The sequence below is a fragment of the Hyunsoonleella pacifica genome (assembly GCF_004310335.1).
GTDB classification, from domain to species: Bacteria; Bacteroidota; Bacteroidia; order Flavobacteriales; family Flavobacteriaceae; genus Jejuia; species Jejuia pacifica.
The window spans coordinates 346,470-368,193 of record NZ_SIRS01000001.1; the positions used below are offsets into that span (position 1 = coordinate 346,470).

Consider the following 21,724-nt stretch of genomic DNA (forward strand, 5'->3'; position numbering starts at 1 on the left):
AATACAGCCAATTAACTAAATAACTAGATAAAAATGAACTTTATCAAACTAAATATTTTCTATCGTAATTTAAAAAGAGATAAACTTATTTCTATAATTAATGCAGTTGGTTTAATTATAGGTATACTAAGTGCCTTGTTTATTTTAGAGTATGTGTATTACCAAAGAAGCTACGATAGCCACCACGAAAATGCCAAAGATATTTATCGTGTTGCTTACAATCGTTATCAAAATAACGAAGTGTTATGGAAAACAGCCAATTCATTTCCACCAACCGGAAAATGGTTAAAAGAACATTATAGCGATGTTGTAAATCATGCGAGGATAACTCCAAAAAATGAAATAACCATAAGCTATAACAATGCCTCAGGAAGCAAAATTATTTATTCTGAAGATAAAACGTACTATGCAACCTCTTCTATATTTGAAGTATTTACAATTCCATTATTACAAGGCGAAAAAGACCCTTTAAAAGCGCCAAATACAGTAGCAATATCACACCTCGCAGCAGAGCGTTATTTTGGAGAAGAACGTCCGTTAGGTAAAACAATAAAAGTAAATGGTAATGAAGATTACATGATAACTGCTGTTTATAAAAAGATGCCAAAAAATTCGATTGTAAAATCCGATTTTTTGTTTTCTATGGAAACCATTTACAAACAACGTTCTAGAATTAGAACAAGTTGGACTTATGATTATGGCAGTACTTTTATACAACTAAAACCAAATAGCGATTATAAAAAGCTAGAAAAAGAAGGTCTTCCTGAAATGATAGCTGCTAATTATAAAGAACGTCTAGATTCGCAAGGAAAAAGAGATACATACTATTTACAACCGTTGCAGGATATTCATTTAACCTCTAATATAGAATATGAATCGGAGCCTCCTGTTAACGGAAAAATTATAAGTATTCTTTTTGGATTTTCTATTTTTCTTTTAATTATAGCTTGGATTAATTTTATAAACCTAACTACAGCACGCTCTATAGAAAGAGCCAACGAGGTAGGTGTTAAAAAAATTAATGGAGCCTCTAAAATGAATTTAATAACTCAGTTTTTAAGTGAAGCTTTCCTTTTTAACATACTTTGCTTAGCCATAACTATTGTATTATTTTATGCTTTAAATCCTTGGTTTAAAACCATTACTCAAATAGGCGATTTTAATTTATTTGAGCACTCTAAATTCTTAGGTACATTTATAGTAATTTTTGTTTTAGGCATTATAATTTCCTGTATTTATCCTGCTGTTATATTGCAATCTTATAAACCTGTAACTGTTTTAAAAGGGAAATTTAAAAACAAACGCGAAGGAGTCTTTTTTAGAAAACTATTAGTTACTCTGCAATTTGTAATTTCAGTTGTATTGCTTTGCGGTACACTTATAGCATACAAGCAAGCTACGTTTTTAATGGAAAAAGATATGAGTATTAATTATGCTCAAAGTATAGTAATTAAAGCGCCCAAAACAGGAGAAAAACAGAGTGAATTACAAAGTAAAATTCTGTTAATGAAAGATGAATTAACTCAAATTCCTGAAGTAAAAGGGTTTACTTTTTCATCTGATATTCCTGGTCAAGAAATTCAACATTGGTTTAGTTGTAGAAGAAAGGGGTACGACAAAACAGACACAAATTCTTTTTTCCAACTCTCTATAGATGACCAATTTCTAGAATTTTACAATATAAAACTACTTGCAGGAAGACTATTTAGGAAAGGCGAAAAAGAAACTGGGACCAAGAGTATTATTATGAATGTAAAAGCTATGGAACGTGTTGGTTATAAAACACCAGAAGAAGCGATTAATAACTTTGTTGTAACTGGTAGAAATGAAGAGTTTAAAATTATAGGCATTGTTGACGATTTTTATTATCAATCCATCAAAAACGAACCAGTACCAACGGTATTACGACTTACCGATAGTCACAAAGCCTTTTTAACCTTAAAAGTAGCTAGTAATAATACCACCGAAATTCTTCAAAAGTTAAAAACCATTTATGAGAACTATTTCCCAGAACAACCTTTTGATTATTTGTCTCTAGAAAATAAGATAAGCAATACCTTGAAATCAGACCGAACGTTCTTATTTGTCTTTAGTTTATTTTCAATACTTGCTATTATAATTGCCGTAATTGGTATTGTGGGCTTAATATTAATCACTATTAGCCAACGTATGAAAGAAATAGGCATTAGAAAAGTCCTCGGCTCAGAATTAATGGATGTCTCTAAACTACTAGCTAAAGAAGTTGCTTCACAGATTATTACAGCTATAATAATTGCCATTCCTTTAGCTTGGTATGGTTATCAAAATTGGTTTTTAAAAACCTATATTAATAGCATAGAGTTGCATATATGGATGTTTTTAGTTCCTGTTATTGTGCTTTTTATAATCGTTTTTTTAGTAATTCATCTTGTAGCTTTAAGAGCGTACCAAATGACTTTGTCTGAAGTTTTGCAAAATGAATGACATGAAATAGTTAAAGTAGTATTTTAAAAGCACATGATAGTACAGGACGTTTTTCATATTTAAAGGTTATAAATTTCATCTGTTTTAAGTAGAAACTAATTCTTAAAGGTTAGTTTTTTAAACTAAAATCTTTTATTTATGAGGCTGCTTAACTTATTAAAAACAACTAGTGTTGTTTTCTTTATATTATCACTTTTTTTACTATCCTGTGATAATAAATTTACTGAGAAAACACCGTCTCAAGATTTATTCAGAAAATTTAAAAACCCGCCTGTAGAAGCACGTCCTTTTGTTCGTTGGTGGTGGAATGGAAATAAAATAAAAAAAGAAGAGCTAGATAGGCAATTAGAATCTTTAAAAAGTGTTGGTTTTGGTGGTGTAGAAATTAACCCTATTGCTTTGCCACTTGCATTTGATAAAAGTGAGAAGTCGCTAGTTTGGATGAGTGATGAATGGATTGATATGGTTGTACATGCAGCAAAAAAAGCTAAAGATTTAGGTATGATAACAGATATTATTGCAGGTACTGGTTGGCCTTTTGGAGGCGAGTTTTTAAAAGACGAAGAAACTAGTCAACGTATGGTTACAGATAATATTAGCTATGCTTCAGAAGAAACAATTACGGTTGATAAAGATTTTTTAATCGGTAGGTATCAAAAGAAATATGATAAAAAAAGAGTACAAAGACACATAAGTAAAAGGACAACTTACAAACTTTATAATGTATCGCTTATTCCCAAAAAGTGTAATAGTAAAGCACAAATTACAGACTTAACAAATTATTTTGATACAAGAGGCACATTAACGTATAAGATAGTACAACCTGGAGAATTCTACTTAAGTTACACACTTATCCAACAAAATTTTAGAGACGTAACGCTTGGTGCTCCAGGAGGAGCTGGACCAGTTATGGATCATTATAAGAAAGAAATGACCTATACTTATCTATCGCGTTTAAAGAAAATATCTGAGCGTTCTGGGATTCCTTTAAACCAATTAATTAGAGCAATTTTTTGTGATAGTATAGAAGTTTCTGGTGCGAATTGGACAGATAATTTTGAAACTACTTTTTTTAAAGCTTATGGTTATAAGTTAGATAAATGGATACCGTTTATTTTTTACTCCACTAACGGAGATTATTCTAGAAACACCTATTCTAAAACGTTTTCGTCTCAATTTAAAGACGAATTAAAACGAGTTCGATATGATTACAACAAGTTATTGGTAGCACTTTTTTTAGAAAATTTTACAAAGACTTATAAAGATTTTTGTGAAGCAAATGGAGTTTTATGCAGATATCAGGCTTATGGAACTCCATTTTTAATGGGAATGTTAGATGGTTACATGATACCTGATATACCAGAAAGTAACAACTGGATTTATTCTGCTAAGATGAAAGATTCTATATGGCAATGGAATCAATCACATGGATATATGACTTGGAATATGTATGCTGCTGCTGGTGGACATTTAACAAATAAAAGTATTGTAAGTTCTGAAGTAATGACCAATACACGTGGTGTTTTTAAAACAACTTTAGAAGAAATAAAACAACATGATGATATGAATTTCATCACAGGTATTAATCATTCTATTTTGCATGGATATAATTATTCGCCGGCTTCAGAACCATTTCCAGGATGGATTCGCTACGGCGCATATTTTAGCGAACAAAATACTTGGTGGAAACACTTAAATCTTTGGGTAGATTATAACGCAAGATTATCAGCTGTTTTTCAAAATTCACAGGCTGAAAAGACTATCGCCATTCTTGGTCCAACATCAGATATTTGGGGGGATAATGGTTTGGCAAGAGAGCCGTTTCATTTGGAACCACGTTATTTATATAAATTATGGGAGCCAATCAGTCAATTAGGGCATTCTTGTGAATATATCAATCAGAATGTTTTAAAAGATGCTGACATAGAAAACGGAAAAATTTTATACGGAAATATGTCTTATAGATTATTGGTATTGGCTAGTTTAAAGTCCTTAGGCCTTGAAGCTACTTCAAAAATTGAATCGTACGTAACATCAGGAGGTAAACTGATAGTGATTGATGAATTGCCAATTAAATCGCTACACTACACCGATTATAAAACGAATGATGCTTTGGTAAAACAGGCAATGGAGCAATTAGTAGCTAATTACCCAAAATCAATTATACAAGTTAAGCAACCCAATTCTTTAGATGACCTTTTTTCATGGACTCAAAACATATTACAACAATCAGAGACTAAAGCTGATATTGTTATCAGTAAACCAACAAAAAAGGTATATCAAATCCATCAATCTACTAAAAATAAAGACATTTATTTTTTTACAAATGTTCATAAGTTCGATAATGTGAAATTCAATGCTACTTTTCCAGTAGAAGATAAATATCCTTATGTGTGGAATCCAGAAACTGGAGAACGAAAACCTTATTATTACAAATCAAAATCAAACGAATTGAGTATCAATTTGGGTCCATTAGAATCTTTATTGTTAGTTTTTGAAAATGAAAAGCCATTAGGAAATACAAATAACGTATATAAACAGATTAAAAACTCAAAAATAATTAATACAAATTGGGAAGTTACAGGCAATAATATTAATAACAAAACATATACTTGGGAATTAGAAAAACTTGTTGATTTTGGAAAATCTAAAGACACAACAAAAAACTCATTTGGTGGAGAAATTATTTACAGAACAACGATTATAAGTAACAACCAATTCTCTCATCTCGATTTAGGAAAGACAAATGGAGGTATTACAACACTTTACATTAATGGAAAAAAAGTAGGTGTAAATTGGTATGGGAAACCAGTTTTTCTAGTAAAAAATTATTTAAAAACAGGAGAAAACCATATAGAAATTCATCATACAACTGTCTTGGCTAATTACTGTAAATCCATAAACAATCCACTAACAACTAGATGGACTAGAAATTACACAGACAAAGTTTCTATTGGGGTAGAAGGTCCTGTAAAACTGATAAGTTATTAGTTGAAAAATTTATATATTATTTTTAAAACAAAGAGGCTGCCTAAGAATGTAATCTCTTTTTTTGAATGGGTTTGATACTTTATAAATTTTAAGTTATGAAAGCATTACCAGTCTAGAAAACTAGTAATTAGTTATAATTTGGCATTCTTCCCTCAACTTGTAATGTTTTATATTCGTTAATCATCCAGTTAAGGTATTTAATATTATTTATGCCAAGTTTACATTAGTGTATATAGCACAGTTATAAAGAGGAAGGCACTTATAGTTTTTACTCATAATAATTACTAAAAGTACTTATGTGTTCTTATTTATGTAACATTTATTTCTAACGTAAGGTAGAACAGGCTTTTGTTGAGAACGTACACTTTATGAGGCTCTCTAGCGGGATAAGTATTGGCCATAATGTTATTGCCAACTTCTGTTCAGGTAAAAATAAATACAAAAATAAGGCTAATTGCAATGGTAATTAACCTCAAAGAATACAATTTAATAGTGTATGACAACTCCAAGTAATTTTAACTACACTCCTACAACTTAAAAAAACAATACACACAAAACCCGAGGTTTATAAAAAAAAATCGCCTAAAAACTATTTTTTAGACGACCTTTTTTTTGTACAACTTAGTACTATTTTAAATTAGTTAGAATATAATTCAAATTCTTTTATTGATATATGATTGTGAGCACCGCTACTTGCATAAGAGTGAACGGAATATTCACTGGCGTAAGCGTTTAGCCCAGTTATTTTTACATCAAGTTTATTATTATAAAAATTACCTAAATCATACCATATTCCATTATGCTTAGCCCAAATCGTAAAATTGCTAGAGTATGCGTTTTCAAACTTTATTCTAACACTTTTCACAGTTCTGTTTCCTGAAAATTTAGCAACTAAATAATGTTGTGTTCCATATGCAGATGAAGCCCATCTAGTATTTAAATTACTATCATTAGCTTTATAGGGATTATAATAACTACTCCAATCACTACTAGAATACATCTCTACTGCATCTTTTGTAATACTTAAGGCGGGATTCCAGTTATCATCATTATTATTATTAGAAGTAGCAGCAGGTACGGACACAGATTTTTGACTTAAACCATCCCACCAAATGTCTGCTTCTCCTCCTTTAACACGGTAAGCTCCCCAACGTATTTTTGCTTGCAAACCTATGTTTCCTGGTACATTAAAGGGGTAAGTAGTTCCGCCAATTCTAACATCTACGTACTGTTGTCCATTTGCTCTAAAACCATTTGTCATACTTATAAATCTTCTTGTATTAGCAGGTATGGTTGTTAATTTTACTAACTCCCTGCCACTACTACCTGAGCCTCCTCTAACTGTAATGCGTTCGCTATAAATATCATAACTTACTTGAGTAGAGCCTGAAAAATTAGGCTTGGCTAATAATAAAAGGATAGCAGGGTCATTAGTTGCACCAGTGTGTGTACCTTTTGCTTGCATGATATAAGTTCCAGAAGGATTGTTAACATTAGATTTGGGTAGAGAGCTTGACTGGTGACCAGCTCTTCTAATCGTTACATAGCCTGATATTCTTACATAACTACCATCACCAGTTTCACTAATAGTTCTACTGGCACGCTCTATTCTTGGTTGTAATTGAGATCCGTCATCTCTTATTTGATCTATATGATTAGAGTTGGCCGCAATTCTATAAACTCCGTATTTTCTACCTCCAGTATTGCGTTGCTGGTAATTATATTTACATGTTCTATCATCCAGTTCTCTGGATTTTGATACACCAGTGTCATTAAAATCCTCTCCATTTACAAAGTAAATTCTTGATGAATTTGTTCCAGATCCTGTACAAACAGGGGAAGATGTAGGTATTCCCATTGCTGTAAGACTAGAATTTGAGTTTTCGCCAGGAGGTAAACGAGATTCTACAGGTATTATTTCTACTTTTTCAGGTTGTATTTCCTCAATTGAAGTTTCTTCAACTGATATATCCTCTTCTGAGGAACAAGCAAAAGCAATAATTAGTGTAAGCAGTAATGCTAAACTTTTCAAATTAATTTTTGTCAATTTTAAAATCATGTTTTTAGTTTTAAGTTAATTTTTCCTAAATGTAAAATGCATTTTTCATTACAGTATCCTGCAGTATCCTGCAGTATCCTGCAGTATCCTGTATTTTGGGTTGAAAATATATATAAACAAGTTAATTAAAGATATATACTTTGCGTTTTTGATATATTCTTATGGTTTTTTATAAAGAAAAATCGTATTAAATTATAGCTTAATATTTTTTGAAATAGAGTAAATATGTTTTTTTAAACTTTATTTTAAAAGAAGTATATAAGATGAACAAAATAATACTTAAAAGATCTTTTATCACTCAGAAAAAACATGTAGAAGCAATATTGTATTTTACATTAATATGGAAAAAGTAGGTGTGAGTTGGTATGGTAAACCAATATTTCTATAAAAAACTATTTAAAACAGGAGGAGACCATATAGGGATCCATTACACTACTGTATTGGCTAATTATTGTAAATCTATTAACCCTTGCCAATATATGTAAGAGACGTTATGAGACTTTGGTTAGAACAGGATTACGGGGGGAATAAAATTGTTAAGCTATTAAATGTATATAAATAATATTGAATAGGAAAATATAAGAAGGCTGTATCAATCAATAATACAGCCTTCTTTAGAATTTTGCAAGAAGTAATTTTTACTTGCAACCTTATATTTGTGTTACAAAATTTGCTTTTATTTTGTTTTTACACGCTTTAGTGAAGCTTAATATATAATTATTATTAGCCTTTAAAATTATGTTTTACATTGCTCCACTCAATATTTGCCTCTCCTTTATGGCATCTGTAGACTCCAAAACGTATTTTAGCATTTTTACCTGTTTGAAACCTTATTACATCCTCACCATTCTCTTTCTTAGTAATTTTTGTATTAGGAACGTTATGTGTATGCTCTAATCTACCATTAATATAAATTTTAACATATTGTTTTGTGTCGGTACTCCAGCCGTTTACCATTTTAATTTTAAAGGTAGTGTTTTTTGCAACATTTTTAATAAACTTCATTTCCCTTCCAGTATTACTTGAACCACCACGTTTTGTTATTTGCTCACTCCATAGATCTACAGTTCCATTACCTTTATCTTTGGCAAGAACCAACATAATAGCAGGGTCTATAGATCCAATGGTTGCATGAGAATGCGTTCCTTTAGCTTGAATAATGTAAGTCCCTCTTTGATCTCTTGGGTCATTAGAAGGATAATTACCTGTAGCTTTGTTACCAACACGTTTAATTTTTACAGTGCCCTCAACACTTACAAAGTTTCCTTTTTTTCTGTTAACAGTTTTTGTAGCACGTTCAATTCTTGGTTGTTTTGCGTCATATTTATTACTTCCAGCTGCTATTCTGTAAATACCTCTATTGCCAGATTGCGAATAATTATATTTGCAAGTCCTGTCATCTAAAAATCTTATTACGTCAACACCTATACCATTTTGTGCTGTTTTACTAACTAGGTCTTGGCTATCCGTATTACTGCTGCTAGTCTCTCCATAAGTGTATAATTGGTAACCACCAGGGTTATTGCAGGCGGAAATTTTCTTGCCTTTTTTCTTTGAAGCCAGATTATTTGTATCAACCTCTGGTTCATTTATTGATATAGTATCATCAATATTTTCAACTGCTTCATCTTGTGTACAAGATGTAATTACTAATAATGTGGCCGTAAAAAAAACTTGTGCTAAGCTTACATTTAAAAAATTTAATTGTCTTTTCATTTTAATTTTTGATTTAAGTTTAAAATTGGCTTAAAGATTTTTTGCGAAAAAAACCTTAATTTTTTGTTAATTTCATATAGTTAGATAATTCTTGTATCCTGTACTATCCTGTTTTTAACGTTATTCTTTATTTTTTCGACAAAAGGTTGAATGCGTTGTTGTTAATCCGTATTAAACACATGGTTTTACTTTAGTAATAAATAATTGAAAGAATTAGATTCAAAAATTACTATTCAACGAAAAATGATATTAATTATTAAAAATAATACTTTAGAACAAATTCTGTTGATGAGAGATAGAGCTAATTTTTAGAAGGATAATATAAAAAGCTTACTTTTTTTGTGTTTTTACCATTTTCTTTGAGTCATATAAATAACTTTCAATATCGAACATTTCTCTTTTTTTTTTGATAAGCTAACTATGTACTCAAAATAAGATTAACAAACTATAAAAAGTGAGTAGCCACTTTTCTCATGGATTGTAAGTGCTAGGGGTTCAAGTAAATCGCAATTGGCAATTCGAAACGGATTATATAAAAGTAAAACAACAAAATAAAAAATCTCAATGAAGCTAGTTTCATTGAGATTTAAAATAGAACTTTAATAAGTATAGATTATTTAAAAATATGCATCTTAATAGTTGCTGTTATCACAAAAATATGGTATTCATTTTACATAGCCTTTACTTATTAGAGTGTTGTAAAGAATTTTAATCTCTAAAATTGTGTCTAACATTACGCCATCTAATATCTGCCGATCCATTATTACATCTGTATACGCCAAATCTAATTTTTGCATTTTTTCCTCTTTTTCTTCCTCTATCATTCGGTACTAGGAAAGAGTGGAATTTTAAAGTTGGATTTCTACCAATTTGGACGTCAACTCTTTGGGTTAAGCCAGTACTGCTAAAACGATTTGTCATTTTTATAAAAACATCTGTATTACCATCTATTGTTTTTAGAAATTTAATTTCTCTACCGTCAGAACCCTCACCACCAGGTCTTAAAATTTGTTCAGCATATAAATTATACCTTGGTATTCCACCAGGTCCTGGGTTTGCTGGTTTTGCCAGAATAAGTAAAATGGCAGGATCACCTGAACCTTCAGTTTGGTTTTCATGTTGCCCCTTAGCTTGAATAATGTAAGTTCCGCTGCCCTCACCTGCTCTTTGTTGGTTTTGTATAGTAGCTAAGTTGGTATTTCTAATACTACTAGGATTACCAGTACCAACACTTCTAATATTTACAACGCCTTCAACACTTACAAATCGACTTCCGCCTCTGTTAACAGTTCTAGCTTCACGTTCAATTCTTGGCTGTAGAGTACTGCCAAATCTATTACTGCCTGATCTTATTCTGTAGATACCATAGTTGCCAGATTGCGAATAATTAAAAGCACAAGTTCGGTCGTCTAAAAATCTCATTTTGTCTACTCCTCTACCGTTAATAGCATTTTTCTGCACTAAGTCATCACTGTCACTAAGGCCATTAAGCTCACCAACTGTATATCTACGGTAATAATCACCATTACTATCTTGAGGATTATCACAACTACCTATTTCTGTAGGATTTGTTCCTTTGCCTGTTAAGGTTCCATTTGTTGACTTTGTTTTTGAAGACTCGTCGTTAGTATATACGATATCCTCATTTTGAGAACAGCCATAGGTAATTATTAAGGCTACTAAAAAAAAAGATCGAAATACTCTGGTTTTTGTAAAATTTAATTGTCTCTTCATTAGTTTAATAGTTTTAAGTTAATTGTTTTTTTTAATTTTAAGTGATAAAATCGGATAAATTTATATTTTTTGTAAGAGCTTTATGTCCTGTAGTCACCTGTTTTTCTAATAATATTTTTTTAAATCTTGTATAAATTGCTTTATTTGAAGATTTAATTGGGATTAACTAAGATTGTGTAGTACCTGTTGAAATTAGGATAGCATGAGAGTACAGGACAATATAGTTATCAATTTCTAATAGCTTGCAAGATTCAAAAATAACTTAATACTAACCATCGTGATAATGATAAACAGACAAGTATTCATTCCACTAATATTTTTGGCTATTTTCTGCAGCTCTTGTGATAGCACTTCCACTTCAGAAAAACCAATGTCTTTTGAAAAACAAACAGTTAACTCAAAAGAAAATCCGTCAGCCATAGAAAGTGAACAACCTCTCTTTTCTTGGATTGCAAGTGCAGAAGGATTCATTAAATCGCAATCTGCATATCAAATTTTAGTAGCATCTTCAAAAGAGAAATTAAATGAAGAAAATGCTGATATATGGAATTCTAGAAAGGTTAAAAGTGAAACATCTGCTTTTGTGAAGTATAGAGGTAAAGCTTTAAAAGCGATGCAAACCTATTTTTGGAAAGTTAAAATTTGGGATGAAAATGGAGATAGCTCAAATTGGTCAGATGCTCAAGAGTTTAAAATGGGTTTAATGACTAACGAAAATTGGGGCGATTCAAAGTGGATTACTTTAAATGAAGATACGCGTACATCTCCACATCGTTTTAGAGATTATAAAACAGGTAAAATGAAAGGCCCAGAACCAGTTGATGGTTTTGCAGCTAGTTATTTTAGAAAAGAAGTTAATTTTGATAAGACCATTAAAAATGCGCAAGCTTATATCTGTGGTCTAGGCTATTACGAGTTGTATTTGAATGGCGAAAAAGTAGGTGATCACGTATTAGATCCTGCACCTTCAAATTACGATAAACAAGCCTATTACGTAAATTATGATTTAACAAATGAAATTAGATCTGGAAAAAATGCATTTGGAATTAATTTAGGAAATGGGTTTTACGGTCAAAATATTTCATGGAAACGCGATCCAGAATCTGAAAAAGATTTGGCTTATGGGCCACCAACAGTGAAATTATTAGTAAAGATAGAATACGAAGATGGTTCTAAATTAGACTTTTATACAGATAATACTTGGAAAGAATCTACGGGGCCTATAGTCTTTAATAATGTTTATGGAGGAGATACTTATGATGCAAGATTTGAATTAGGAGATTGGGCAACTGCAGGTTACAACGATGAAAAATGGGGTAATGTTAAAGAAACTACTCCTAAAATTAGAACGATAAGTGCACAACAAATATCACCAATAAAAAAACTGAAAGAGTTTGAGCCGCAAAAGGTTTTTAAAGCACCAGATGGCAATTGGATTGTAGATTTTGGACAAAACATTGCTGGTTGGGTAAAATTAAATGTTCAAGAAAAAGCTGGACAACTCATTGAAATTACAACTACAGAAGCGTTGCTAACCAACGGTAAAGATATTTTTCAAGGTTCAACAGGAGGAGGTGCTAATGGAATGGCTCAAATATATAAATACATCTGTAAAGGGGATGGTTTAGAATCTTGGGAACCTAAATTTAGTTATCACGGGTTTCGGTATGCAAAAATAAAAGGCGTCTCTACAAAACCAGATGCTAATATGATTAAAGCGGTTTTAGTGGCTACTGATATTCAAGAAACAGGAAGCTTTGTATCTTCAGACGATTTACTTAACAAAATGCATAGCATTAGTAAATGGACTATTGTAGATAATGTACATGGCATTCCAGAAGATTGCCCACATCGTGAAAAATGTGGTTGGTTAGGAGATGCACATGCATTTTGTGAGTATGCCTTGTACAACTACGATATGTATGATTTCTATAAAAAATATATGGAAGATATACGAACGCAAATGCGTCCAACAAAAGGTTATAACAATCCAGATTTAAAGTTTCAGGTACCAACCATGATTGCACCAGGAAAGCGTACATCAACCTATGCAAAAATAGATTGGGGAGTAGCCACCATGTACTTACCTTGGTATAATTATTTGTACTATGGAGATGATACTATTGTAAAAGATTATTATGAAGAAATGAGAGGTTTAACAAACTTTTACCTGTCTTACAAAGGCGAAAATGGTATCATGCAAGACGGTATGGGAGATTGGTGTCCACCACGATGGGATAGACGTAAAAACCCTTCTGCTATGGAGTGTGACCCTATAATTTCAGCCAATGCTTATTTTTATGATGTTTTGGGTATCATGGAAACTTTTGCTAAAATGAATAATGATATACCTTTTGCCATTAAAATGGAAAAAGAAAAACAAGATTTAAAGGCAGCTTTCAATAAGGAATTTTTAAAAGAGATATCAGGCACAAAGCATAAATGGTATCAAAGTCAAACAGCCACAGTACAAGCGTTACAGTTTGGTATTGTGCCAGATAACGAAATAGAAGCTGTAGTAAACGGTTTAGCTCATGATATAGTTAAAGTAAAAGGAGGGCATCATTCTACAGGGATACATGGTAACCGCTACATCTATACAGTATTAACTAAATATGGTAAAGCAGATTTAGCTCATCAAATTTTAACAACACCAGAATTTCCAAGTCAAGCGTACGTCATGAGTAAAGGTTTTACAACATGGCCAGAGCGTCAGTTTGAATGGGAGAAAATGACGGGGCCAACCAACTCGTTAAACCACCCTATGCATAGTGGTTTTGCAGCTTATTTTTATGAATCTCTGGGAGGAATAAAATCTTCTGAATCAGACCCAGGGTATAAAATGTTTATTGTAAATCCTGAGTTTCCAAGTGCCATTACAAAAACAGAAGTATCTGTCCCAACACCTTATGGTACTATTATTAATAAATGGCATACAGATAATAAAATGCTAAACATGAATCTTACAGTGCCATTTAATACAAAAGCTAAAGTTGTGGTAACCGCATCAGAATTAGAAAGCCTTGAAATTAATGGAACTCCTATTTCAGAATTTAAAGAAAACAACACCGTTGAAATTACTAATGACGCTATTATTTTGGGCTCTGGAGAATATAACATCAAATATTCAAAACACTAAATTTTATAAAAACTATAATATCTTATTGTAAAAAATGAAATTCCCTTACAATACCATTTTTAAATTGTTAATAGTTACGTTACTAATATCATGTACAAGTTGTAATTCAAATTCTAAAAACAAAAGCGGAACTACTGAAACGGCAATAGTAAAAGCACAAACAGGAAGCTTTGGCGATCAAGGTGATGGTACTTACATCAACCCAATTTTAAATGCCGATTACCCAGATTCAGATATAGAGCAAGTAGGAGATACTTATTATATGATAACTTCCAAGCAGCACATGTCTCCAGGAATGCCAATTCTAGAATCCAAAGACATGGTAAATTGGACTAATGTTGGGCATGTTTTTGAAAGTTTATCATGGGCACCAGAATACAATTGGGATAGAATGAATGGTTATTCCTTCGGAACTTGGGCAGGAGATTTAGCATATCATGAAGGTACATGGTATTGCTATCAAATAGACTATCAACATGGATTAATGGTGGCCACAGCTAAAGATATTAAAGGGCCATGGAGTAAACCAATATTTATGTTGCCAAAGGCAAAAGTGTTGGACGATCCAGCGGTGTATTGGGATAAAGACACTCACAAAGCTTATGTAATAGTAAATACCGCAGGCAAGCAAAAAAGTCCAGATAATAAAATTGAGGGTAATGAAAACCGAATTTATGAAATGAGTTGGGATGGTACTAAAATCCTAGACGAAGGTAAATTAGTGTACACGGGTATGGGTGCTGAAGCAGCCAAAATTTATAAAATTGATGGTACCTGGTATATCTTTTTAGCACAATGGACTATGGGGGATAAATCTACCAAACCAGGTGTTAAAAACCCTAAAAACGATAGAAAACAAATTGTTCTGCGCTCTAAAGAAAGCATCTATGGTCCATATGAGGTAAAAACTGTTTTGGAAAAAGGAACCGTATTTAACAACCGTAGTGCCAGCCAAGGAGCGTTGATGCAAGCACCAGATAAATCGTGGTGGTACATGCATCAGCTAATTCAAAATGATACCATTCCATTTCAAGGACGTCCGCAATGTTTAGAACCTGTAAATTGGGTTGATGGATGGCCAATTATTGGTATAGACGAAGATAATGATGGCATTGGAGAGCCTGTAAAACAACATAAAAAACCAATAGATGGTTATCCGATTTCGGCACCAAGTTCTGATGATGATTTTTCATCGTCTAAATTAGGATTTCAATGGGAATGGAACCACAATCCAAGAAATACGCATTGGTCTCTTACTGAGCGCGAAGGCTGGTTACGATTAAAAGCAAGCAAGATATTACCCAATGAAAAAGGCTACGGACCAAACATAAACGAGTGGACAAACAACGATGGCTCCGATTCTGATTTTTGGCGTGCTTGCAATACTTTAAGTCAACGTATTATGGGAGTTACCACAGGAACCGCTGTAGCAAAGTTTGATATTTCAGGTATGCAACCACATCAATTAGCAGGTTTTGTACGTTATGGAGGCGTGTTTAATTTATTAGGCGTAGAGGTGGACGAAAACGGAAAAAAACACTTGTTTTATATGAACGGCATGGCACAAAAAACTAAAGGACCAGAAGTAACAGAAAACAATCTATACGTAAAAACATCAAACAACAGTAACCAAGCCACCTATGAGTACAGTTTAGATGGCGAAAATTACACACGTTTTGGACCAACATTTACCATTGCTTTCGGAAAATGGACGGGAGACCGCTTGGGTTTCTTTTCATGGAACGAAAAAGAAGATGCTGGGTATATTGATGTGGATTGGTTTACCTATGATTATGATGGACCAAAAGCAGCAAAAAATAAATAGAAATTATTGTTGATAGAAAATTTGGCTTTCCGCTTTACCTAACAACAGCAGGTCTTTTGTTTGCCATTCCTGCAAAGGCAGGAATCCATAACGAAATTTTAGAGTATTATCAAAGCCCGTATTTTCAATAAAAAATAAAAAGATACCTCTCCGATACATAAGATGAGTCTATCAGTAAAGGGACGATATAAAAACTAAAAGCATAGCTATGTATAAGTTAAAATTAATAGTATATTGTAGTATTACACTATCCGTTTTTGGATGTCAAAAAAACACCGAAGCAACAAAAGAAAATTCTAAACCTAATATCTTATTCATTTTAGTTGATGATTTAGGCTATCATGATTTAGGAGTAACAGGTAGTACATTTTACGAAACACCAAATGTAGATAAACTAGCAAACGAAGGTATGATGTTTACTAATGGCTACGCAGCTAGTAGAGTGTGTAGTCCATCGCGAGCCAGTATCATGACAGGTAAGTTTACAGCACGTCATGGTATTACCGACTGGATAGGCGCAAAAGCGGGAGAAGATTGGCGCACAAGAAACCGACATGATAAATTACTGCCAGCAGATTATGTGATGGAGTTACCACAAGAAGATATAACCATTGCAGAAGCCTTTAAAAATAACGGATATAAAACCTTTTTTGCAGGAAAATGGCATTTAGGCGATAAAGGGTCGTATCCCGAAGACCATGGATTTGATATAAATAAAGGTGGGTTTCATCGCGGTGGGCCATCAGGTGGTTTCTTTGCGCCATTTAATAACCCCAAACTAGAAAATAGGCAAAAAGGGGAAAATCTTACCATGCGTTTGGCAAACGAAACAGCTGATTTTATTGCCAAACATAAAGATTCTACGTTTTTTGCGTTTTTATCCTTTTATGCCGTACATGCACCTATACAAACTACACAAGAAAAATGGAGTAAGTATAGAAAAAAAGGCGATAGTATGGGTATTGCCAAATCGGGCTATGAGATGGAGCGTGTTTTGCCTATACGAAGAATTCAAGACAACCCTATTTACGGTGGTTTGGTAGAAACCATGGACGATGCGGTAGGTGTCGTATTAAAAGCATTAAAAGATAACGGTATTGACGATAATACAATTGTTGTATTCACTTCAGATAATGGAGGCGTAGCCTCTGGAGATCATTACGCTACAAGTAACTTACCTTTACGAGGCGGAAAAGGGTACCAATGGGAAGGAGGTATAAAAGAACCGTTTTTTATAAAAGTGCCGTGGTTGGAAGGTGTGAAAACTTCTAAAGTTCCTGTGGTAAGTACTGATTTATACCCTACACTTTTAGATTTAGCAAATCTGCCTTTAAAAACCGAACAGCATTTAGATGGCGTAAGTTTAAGACCAATACTAGAAGGGAAGCAAACCGATTTCAATAGACCATTGTTTTGGCACTATCCGCATTATGGGAATCAAGGAGGAGAACCCTCATCTATTATTCAGAAAGAGGGTTGGAAGTTAATCCATTATTGGGAAGATGGACGAGAGGAATTATTTAAATTGCCTTCAAGTGAAAACTATAATGAAAATGTAATTGCTCAGCATTCAGAGATAGCCAAAAATTTAAGTGATGAACTGCTAACGTGGTTAAATGAAGTAAACGCGAAGTATCCAATCACAGATACAGAATTCAATCAAGATAAGCGCAAAAAGCGTTTGCAAAGTTTAGTAGATAAAAAATTACCAAACCTAGAAAAGCAAAGACTGGAAGTATTATCTCCAGATTTTGAACCCAATATGGATTGGTGGGGAAGTCAAATAACCGTTGATTAATTTAAAAGCGATGAAAGGTATTTATGTTTCTTGTTTAAGTGTTTTGTTTGTTGGTGTTCTTGTTTCTTGCGGAACAAAATCCAAAAAGAAAGTCGATAATAAAAATGAATTTATTTCAATGTTCAACGGAGAAACCCTTGACGGTTGGGAAGGAGATCCTAAGTATTGGCGTGTTGGAAATGGTATACTAATCGGCGAGGTTACACCAGAAACAATTTTAAAACGCAATTCATTCATAATCTATAACAAAGAACAGCCCGACAATTTTGAACTAAAACTAGAATACAGAGTTTCAGAGTTAGGGAACAGTGGCATTAATTATAGAAGTGAAATGATAGAAGGCATACCATTTGCGCTAAGAGGCTATCAATGCGATATAGATGGTAGAAACAGGTATACGGGGCAGAACTACGAAGAAAGAAAGCGTACCACATTGGCATACATGGGAGAAAAAGTAAACATTGCTAAAATGCCAGATAGCATTCCAAAAAATAATCTCCGTAAACATGTAAAAAAAAATTGTTGGCAAACAAGAACAGTGGTGGATACGTTAGGTTCTAAATCTCAATTAAAATCAAACATTAAGGCAAATACTTGGAATAAAGTTTACATAAAAGTAAATGGAAATACAATGCAACATTTTGTAAATGGTATTTTGATGAGTGAAGTTACCGATTTAGATACGATAAACAGAACCATGAAAGGTTACATTGGTGTTCAAGTGCATGTTGGACCCCCAATGAAAATAGAGTATAAAAATATATTTATAAAGCATTTATAGCGATTAGATTCGTTTTTTGTCATGACACTACAGGTCTGTTTTTTATGTAAAAGGCATTATTTTTGTTGTTATTGCTAAAAAGAAAGAGGTCATGAAAACAATGAAAACCTTAAGACTATTTGTGTTAATGATACCTATAATATCATTTACACTATTTTATACATGTTCTAAAGCTGAAGAAGTAGAGGAAATTATAGAAATTCCAGAACCCGAAGAACCGGAGGAGACCGAAGCACCTCAACCCATAAACGAAGCGGATATTGATGCTAATAAAATAGCTACTATAAATACAGGAGGTGTAGTAGGGCAGTTTTATAACTTTTGGTCCATACGACCAATGATAAATCAAAGCAGATTTAATGGTAGTAGTTTTAGAAACTCATTACAACCCATAAAGGATTATGTGAAAAGTTACAACTTGGTTAGATCTATGGGAGGTAGAACGGATAATCTAAATATGTTTTACAAGGGAGTTGATGCATCAGGTAATATAATTACAGATTTTAGTGAGTTAATTACTACCATGAGAAACTTTAGAAGTACTGGTTTTAAACCAAGAATAGTTTTAAGTAAAGTACCTTGGGAGATGGTTGCTAATAAAGTAGTTAATGCCTTTGGGAACACAAGCCCACCAGATGATTACGACCATTGGAGACAATACGTAAATGCATTTTTAACAACACTTGTAAATGAATTTGGTATGCAGGAAGTTAAAACATGGCGTTTTAGGGTAAGTACAGAACCAAATTATGCTCCTAATCACTGGAATGGGACTATGGAAGATTACTTTAAGCATTATGATATTACTGTTGATGAAGTTTTAAAAGTGATACCAGATGCCATAGTTGGTCCAGGTAATATGCTAACTGAAGGAGTTGCAATTTATACAACAGAGTTAATCGATCATTGTGCGAATGGTATTAATTATGCAACAGGAGAAAGAGGCACTAAAATGGATTTCTTTAGTATTTCATATTATGAAAAAATAGATCAAAACACAGTAGCCTTGCCTGAAAAAATTCAACCTTACAGAAACAAGTTGAACAGTTACCCCCAGTTCAGTGATATTCCTTTGGATATACAAGAATTTGGAATACTTCGAGATGAAAATCGAAAGCGTGGTTTAAGTTTAACAGATGGTACCGAACTTGGTGCAAGTTGGTATGCTACCGTTGCTGATATGGTTCATGAATTTAGAATCAACGAAATTTACGATTGGGGACAAGAAATAGAAGGTAGTGATTTGCCTCAAGGTAGAAAAAATGTAATGCGTATGTTCCAAAAAATGGAAGATGGCAATAGGCTAGAAGCAATAGATAATTTTAGTGGCTATGCAGGCGTAATTCCAGTAGTTAAAGGAGATGTTATATATTTATTAGTTTACAACCATAATCCATCAAGAACAAGTACTTCAAGTCGAACCATTTACCCTAAGCTTGAAGGAGGTCTTATTTCTAGCGGAAATAAATGGAAAATGAATGAATGGACTGTAGATAAAAATAATGGTATTATGATGCACGAACTTTACAAAGATTTAAGAGCAGCAGGGGTTTCTGAAGATACAAACGGACGTATTTATGGAAATAGACCTTCAGATAGATTTGGCGATGGATGGAGAGATGTGCTAAATGCAAACTTATCTAAGTATCAAGGTTTGGCTGAACTTCCAAAAACGGTATCAGACTCTTTGGTGATTAAAGGAGATGGAAGTCTTATCCTTAAAGTTGATCTAGAACCGCATAGTGTTAAACTCTATGAACTTATTCCAGAATAAATACCTTTTAAGCTTAGATTATAAATTTCAAAATAATAATTCAGTTGAAAAAGTTTACACTCCTTCTTGTTTGTTATGTATTTACGTTAAGTCTATTTTCTCAAATTAAACACGGACTTCGTGATGATTTAGGCAGGCATTTGATTCCCAGAGGATTTGTAATGAATACGAACGACCACAAAGGCGAAGTGTTTTTTGACAGCGACGATTATGCACGTATGGTACGCATGGGGGCTAATTTTCAAGTCATTCGTTTAGAACTAGGAAAACTTAGTAATTTTCCTGGTGGACAATTAGAGCCTCAATATTTAAAAAAGCTGGACACCCTTGTCATGCTAGGTAAAAACCATGATATTAAAACCGTTTTTAAAATGACGGTATATGGTGTAGATAGGTTTAAGTGGGAAGACTTCTGGTTAAATCAAAACAACGACTACAAAACCTATATTGATGCTTGGAAAGTAATTTGGAAACGTTATGCTAATGATAATGCTGTTGTGGGATATGATGTGGTTAATGAACCAAGGAAACTCTCCATGGATATTACATACAATGAATTGACTAAAAAGTATTTAATTCCTTTATACCAAAGAATAATTGATGAAAGTCAAAAAATCAATGCCGATAAAAAGATTCTGATTCAATCTATATTTATGAATAAGGGGGAAGCTATTGATAACAACCAATATGCTGAAATTATAGTTCCGATAAAACGAGAAAATGTGGTGTTTGCACCGCACATTTACCAGGACAATATGGATCTTGTAAAACCTGTCATGGATCGTTTTGATAGAGAATCAGATTTGTTAAACGCTCCAATACTCATCGGCGAATGGGGTTTCCCTACCTTTGCTAGGACAGATACCTTAATCAGTGGAAGGCTAGGGCAACTAAAATACCGTGAACTTTATATAAAAACAGCCGAAGTTTTTGATAGAATGGGTGTAGGTTCAATAAAAGCATGGTTTTTAGGTAACCGAAGTATGCAGAACTTTTTACCTGGAGGTCCTTCAACTTGGGCAATTTTCAGTGATAGTACTGATGCTGGTACAGTAGAACGAAAATATATTACTGATGTAATTTCTAGACCATTTCCTCAAAAAATAGCAGGTGATATCCAGTCATTCTTATTTAACCATGCTACAAGAACATTAGATATAAAACTTATACCTAAAAATCAATTAGGTATTTCAAAAATTTTCATAGGCGCAAACAGACACTATCCAGATGGTTTTTCAGTATTAATAGGTAACGATATTATACTCTATTTAAATCCTATAAAAAATGTAGGACTAGAAGTTTATAAAATACCAGAACACATCGACGCTTCAAACTTTATTTGGGATGAGAAAACACAAAAACTCATTATTTTGAAATGGCCAGAAACTCAAAAAGAACTTAATATTCGAGTGGTTCCTGGTATTAGAAATTTTTAAATAATTCA

Annotated in this window: 11 protein-coding genes; 8 read left to right on the top strand and 3 right to left on the bottom strand. The window is 32.9% G+C overall.

Features of this window, described 5'->3' with window-relative positions:
- Nucleotides 1–33: 33 nt before the first annotated feature.
- Nucleotides 34–2,463 (top strand): ABC transporter permease, encoded by a 2,430-nt coding sequence (locus EYD46_RS01370; protein ID WP_130935259.1) that lies wholly within the window; start codon nt 34–36, stop codon nt 2,461–2,463.
- A gap of 138 nt (nt 2,464–2,601) precedes the next feature.
- On the top strand, nt 2,602–5,454 hold the full coding sequence (locus EYD46_RS01375; RefSeq protein ID WP_130935260.1) for a glycosyl hydrolase: 2,853 nt from the start codon (nt 2,602–2,604) through the stop codon (nt 5,452–5,454).
- A 637-nt stretch (nt 5,455–6,091) separates the two neighbouring features.
- Here EYD46_RS01375 and EYD46_RS01380 read toward each other — a convergent pair.
- From EYD46_RS01380 to EYD46_RS01390, 3 genes are all read right to left on the bottom strand, one after another.
- Nucleotides 6,092–7,513 carry a discoidin domain-containing protein gene (locus EYD46_RS01380; protein ID WP_130935261.1) on the bottom strand — a complete coding sequence of 474 codons (1,422 nt, stop codon included), beginning with the start codon at nt 7,511–7,513 and terminating at the stop codon, nt 6,092–6,094.
- A 723-nt stretch (nt 7,514–8,236) separates the two neighbouring features.
- Nucleotides 8,237–9,229, bottom strand: coding sequence for a hypothetical protein (locus EYD46_RS01385; protein ID WP_130935262.1), 993 nt, complete (start codon nt 9,227–9,229; stop codon nt 8,237–8,239).
- Nucleotides 9,230–9,937: 708 nt separating this feature from the next.
- Nucleotides 9,938–10,963 carry a hypothetical protein gene (locus tag EYD46_RS01390; protein WP_130935263.1) on the bottom strand — a complete coding sequence of 342 codons (1,026 nt, stop codon included), beginning with the start codon at nt 10,961–10,963 and terminating at the stop codon, nt 9,938–9,940.
- A 283-nt stretch (nt 10,964–11,246) separates the two neighbouring features.
- Between EYD46_RS01390 and EYD46_RS01395 the strand changes: the two genes are divergently transcribed.
- The 6 genes from EYD46_RS01395 to EYD46_RS01420 all read left to right on the top strand — a co-directional run bounded on the left by EYD46_RS01395 (nt 11,247) and on the right by EYD46_RS01420 (nt 21,716).
- Nucleotides 11,247–14,102 (top strand): alpha-L-rhamnosidase, encoded by a 2,856-nt coding sequence (locus tag EYD46_RS01395; protein ID WP_130935264.1) that lies wholly within the window; start codon nt 11,247–11,249, stop codon nt 14,100–14,102.
- A 34-nt stretch (nt 14,103–14,136) separates the two neighbouring features.
- Nucleotides 14,137–15,927, top strand: a complete 1,791-nt coding sequence (locus tag EYD46_RS01400) for a glycoside hydrolase family 43 protein (RefSeq protein ID WP_130935265.1) — start codon at nt 14,137–14,139, stop codon at nt 15,925–15,927.
- A gap of 208 nt (nt 15,928–16,135) precedes the next feature.
- Nucleotides 16,136–17,725, top strand: a complete 1,590-nt coding sequence (locus EYD46_RS01405) for a sulfatase (RefSeq protein ID WP_130935266.1) — start codon at nt 16,136–16,138, stop codon at nt 17,723–17,725.
- A 10-nt stretch (nt 17,726–17,735) separates the two neighbouring features.
- Nucleotides 17,736–18,506: a 3-keto-disaccharide hydrolase gene (locus EYD46_RS01410; RefSeq protein WP_130935267.1), complete on the top strand. Its 771-nt coding sequence runs from the start codon at nt 17,736–17,738 to the stop codon at nt 18,504–18,506.
- 91 nt (nt 18,507–18,597) lie between these two features.
- Nucleotides 18,598–20,280: a GH39 family glycosyl hydrolase gene (locus tag EYD46_RS01415; protein WP_229731251.1), complete on the top strand. Its 1,683-nt coding sequence runs from the start codon at nt 18,598–18,600 to the stop codon at nt 20,278–20,280.
- A gap of 44 nt (nt 20,281–20,324) precedes the next feature.
- The gene (locus tag EYD46_RS01420; RefSeq protein ID WP_206662881.1) at nt 20,325–21,716 is read left to right on the top strand and encodes a cellulase family glycosylhydrolase; all 1,392 of its coding nucleotides are present in this window, start codon (nt 20,325–20,327) and stop codon (nt 21,714–21,716) included.
- The last annotated feature ends 8 nt before the right edge of the window (nt 21,717–21,724 follow it).

Excerpts from the sequence above, each read along its gene's own strand:
- EYD46_RS01375 (WP_130935260.1), top strand. The coding sequence starts at position 2,602 with ATGAGGCTGCTTAACTTATTAAAAACAACTAGTGTTGTTTTCTTTATA.
- EYD46_RS01390 (WP_130935263.1), bottom strand. The coding sequence starts at position 10,963 with ATGAAGAGACAATTAAATTTTACAAAAACCAGAGTATTTCGATCTTTT.
- EYD46_RS01410 (WP_130935267.1), top strand. The coding sequence starts at position 17,736 with ATGAAAGGTATTTATGTTTCTTGTTTAAGTGTTTTGTTTGTTGGTGTT.
- EYD46_RS01370 (WP_130935259.1), top strand. The coding sequence starts at position 34 with ATGAACTTTATCAAACTAAATATTTTCTATCGTAATTTAAAAAGAGAT.
- EYD46_RS01405 (WP_130935266.1), top strand. The coding sequence starts at position 16,136 with ATGTATAAGTTAAAATTAATAGTATATTGTAGTATTACACTATCCGTT.
- EYD46_RS01385 (WP_130935262.1), bottom strand. The coding sequence starts at position 9,229 with ATGAAAAGACAATTAAATTTTTTAAATGTAAGCTTAGCACAAGTTTTT.
- EYD46_RS01415 (WP_229731251.1), top strand. The coding sequence starts at position 18,598 with ATGAAAACAATGAAAACCTTAAGACTATTTGTGTTAATGATACCTATA.
- EYD46_RS01380 (WP_130935261.1), bottom strand. The coding sequence starts at position 7,513 with ATGATTTTAAAATTGACAAAAATTAATTTGAAAAGTTTAGCATTACTG.
- EYD46_RS01400 (WP_130935265.1), top strand. The coding sequence starts at position 14,137 with ATGAAATTCCCTTACAATACCATTTTTAAATTGTTAATAGTTACGTTA.
- EYD46_RS01395 (WP_130935264.1), top strand. The coding sequence starts at position 11,247 with ATGATAAACAGACAAGTATTCATTCCACTAATATTTTTGGCTATTTTC.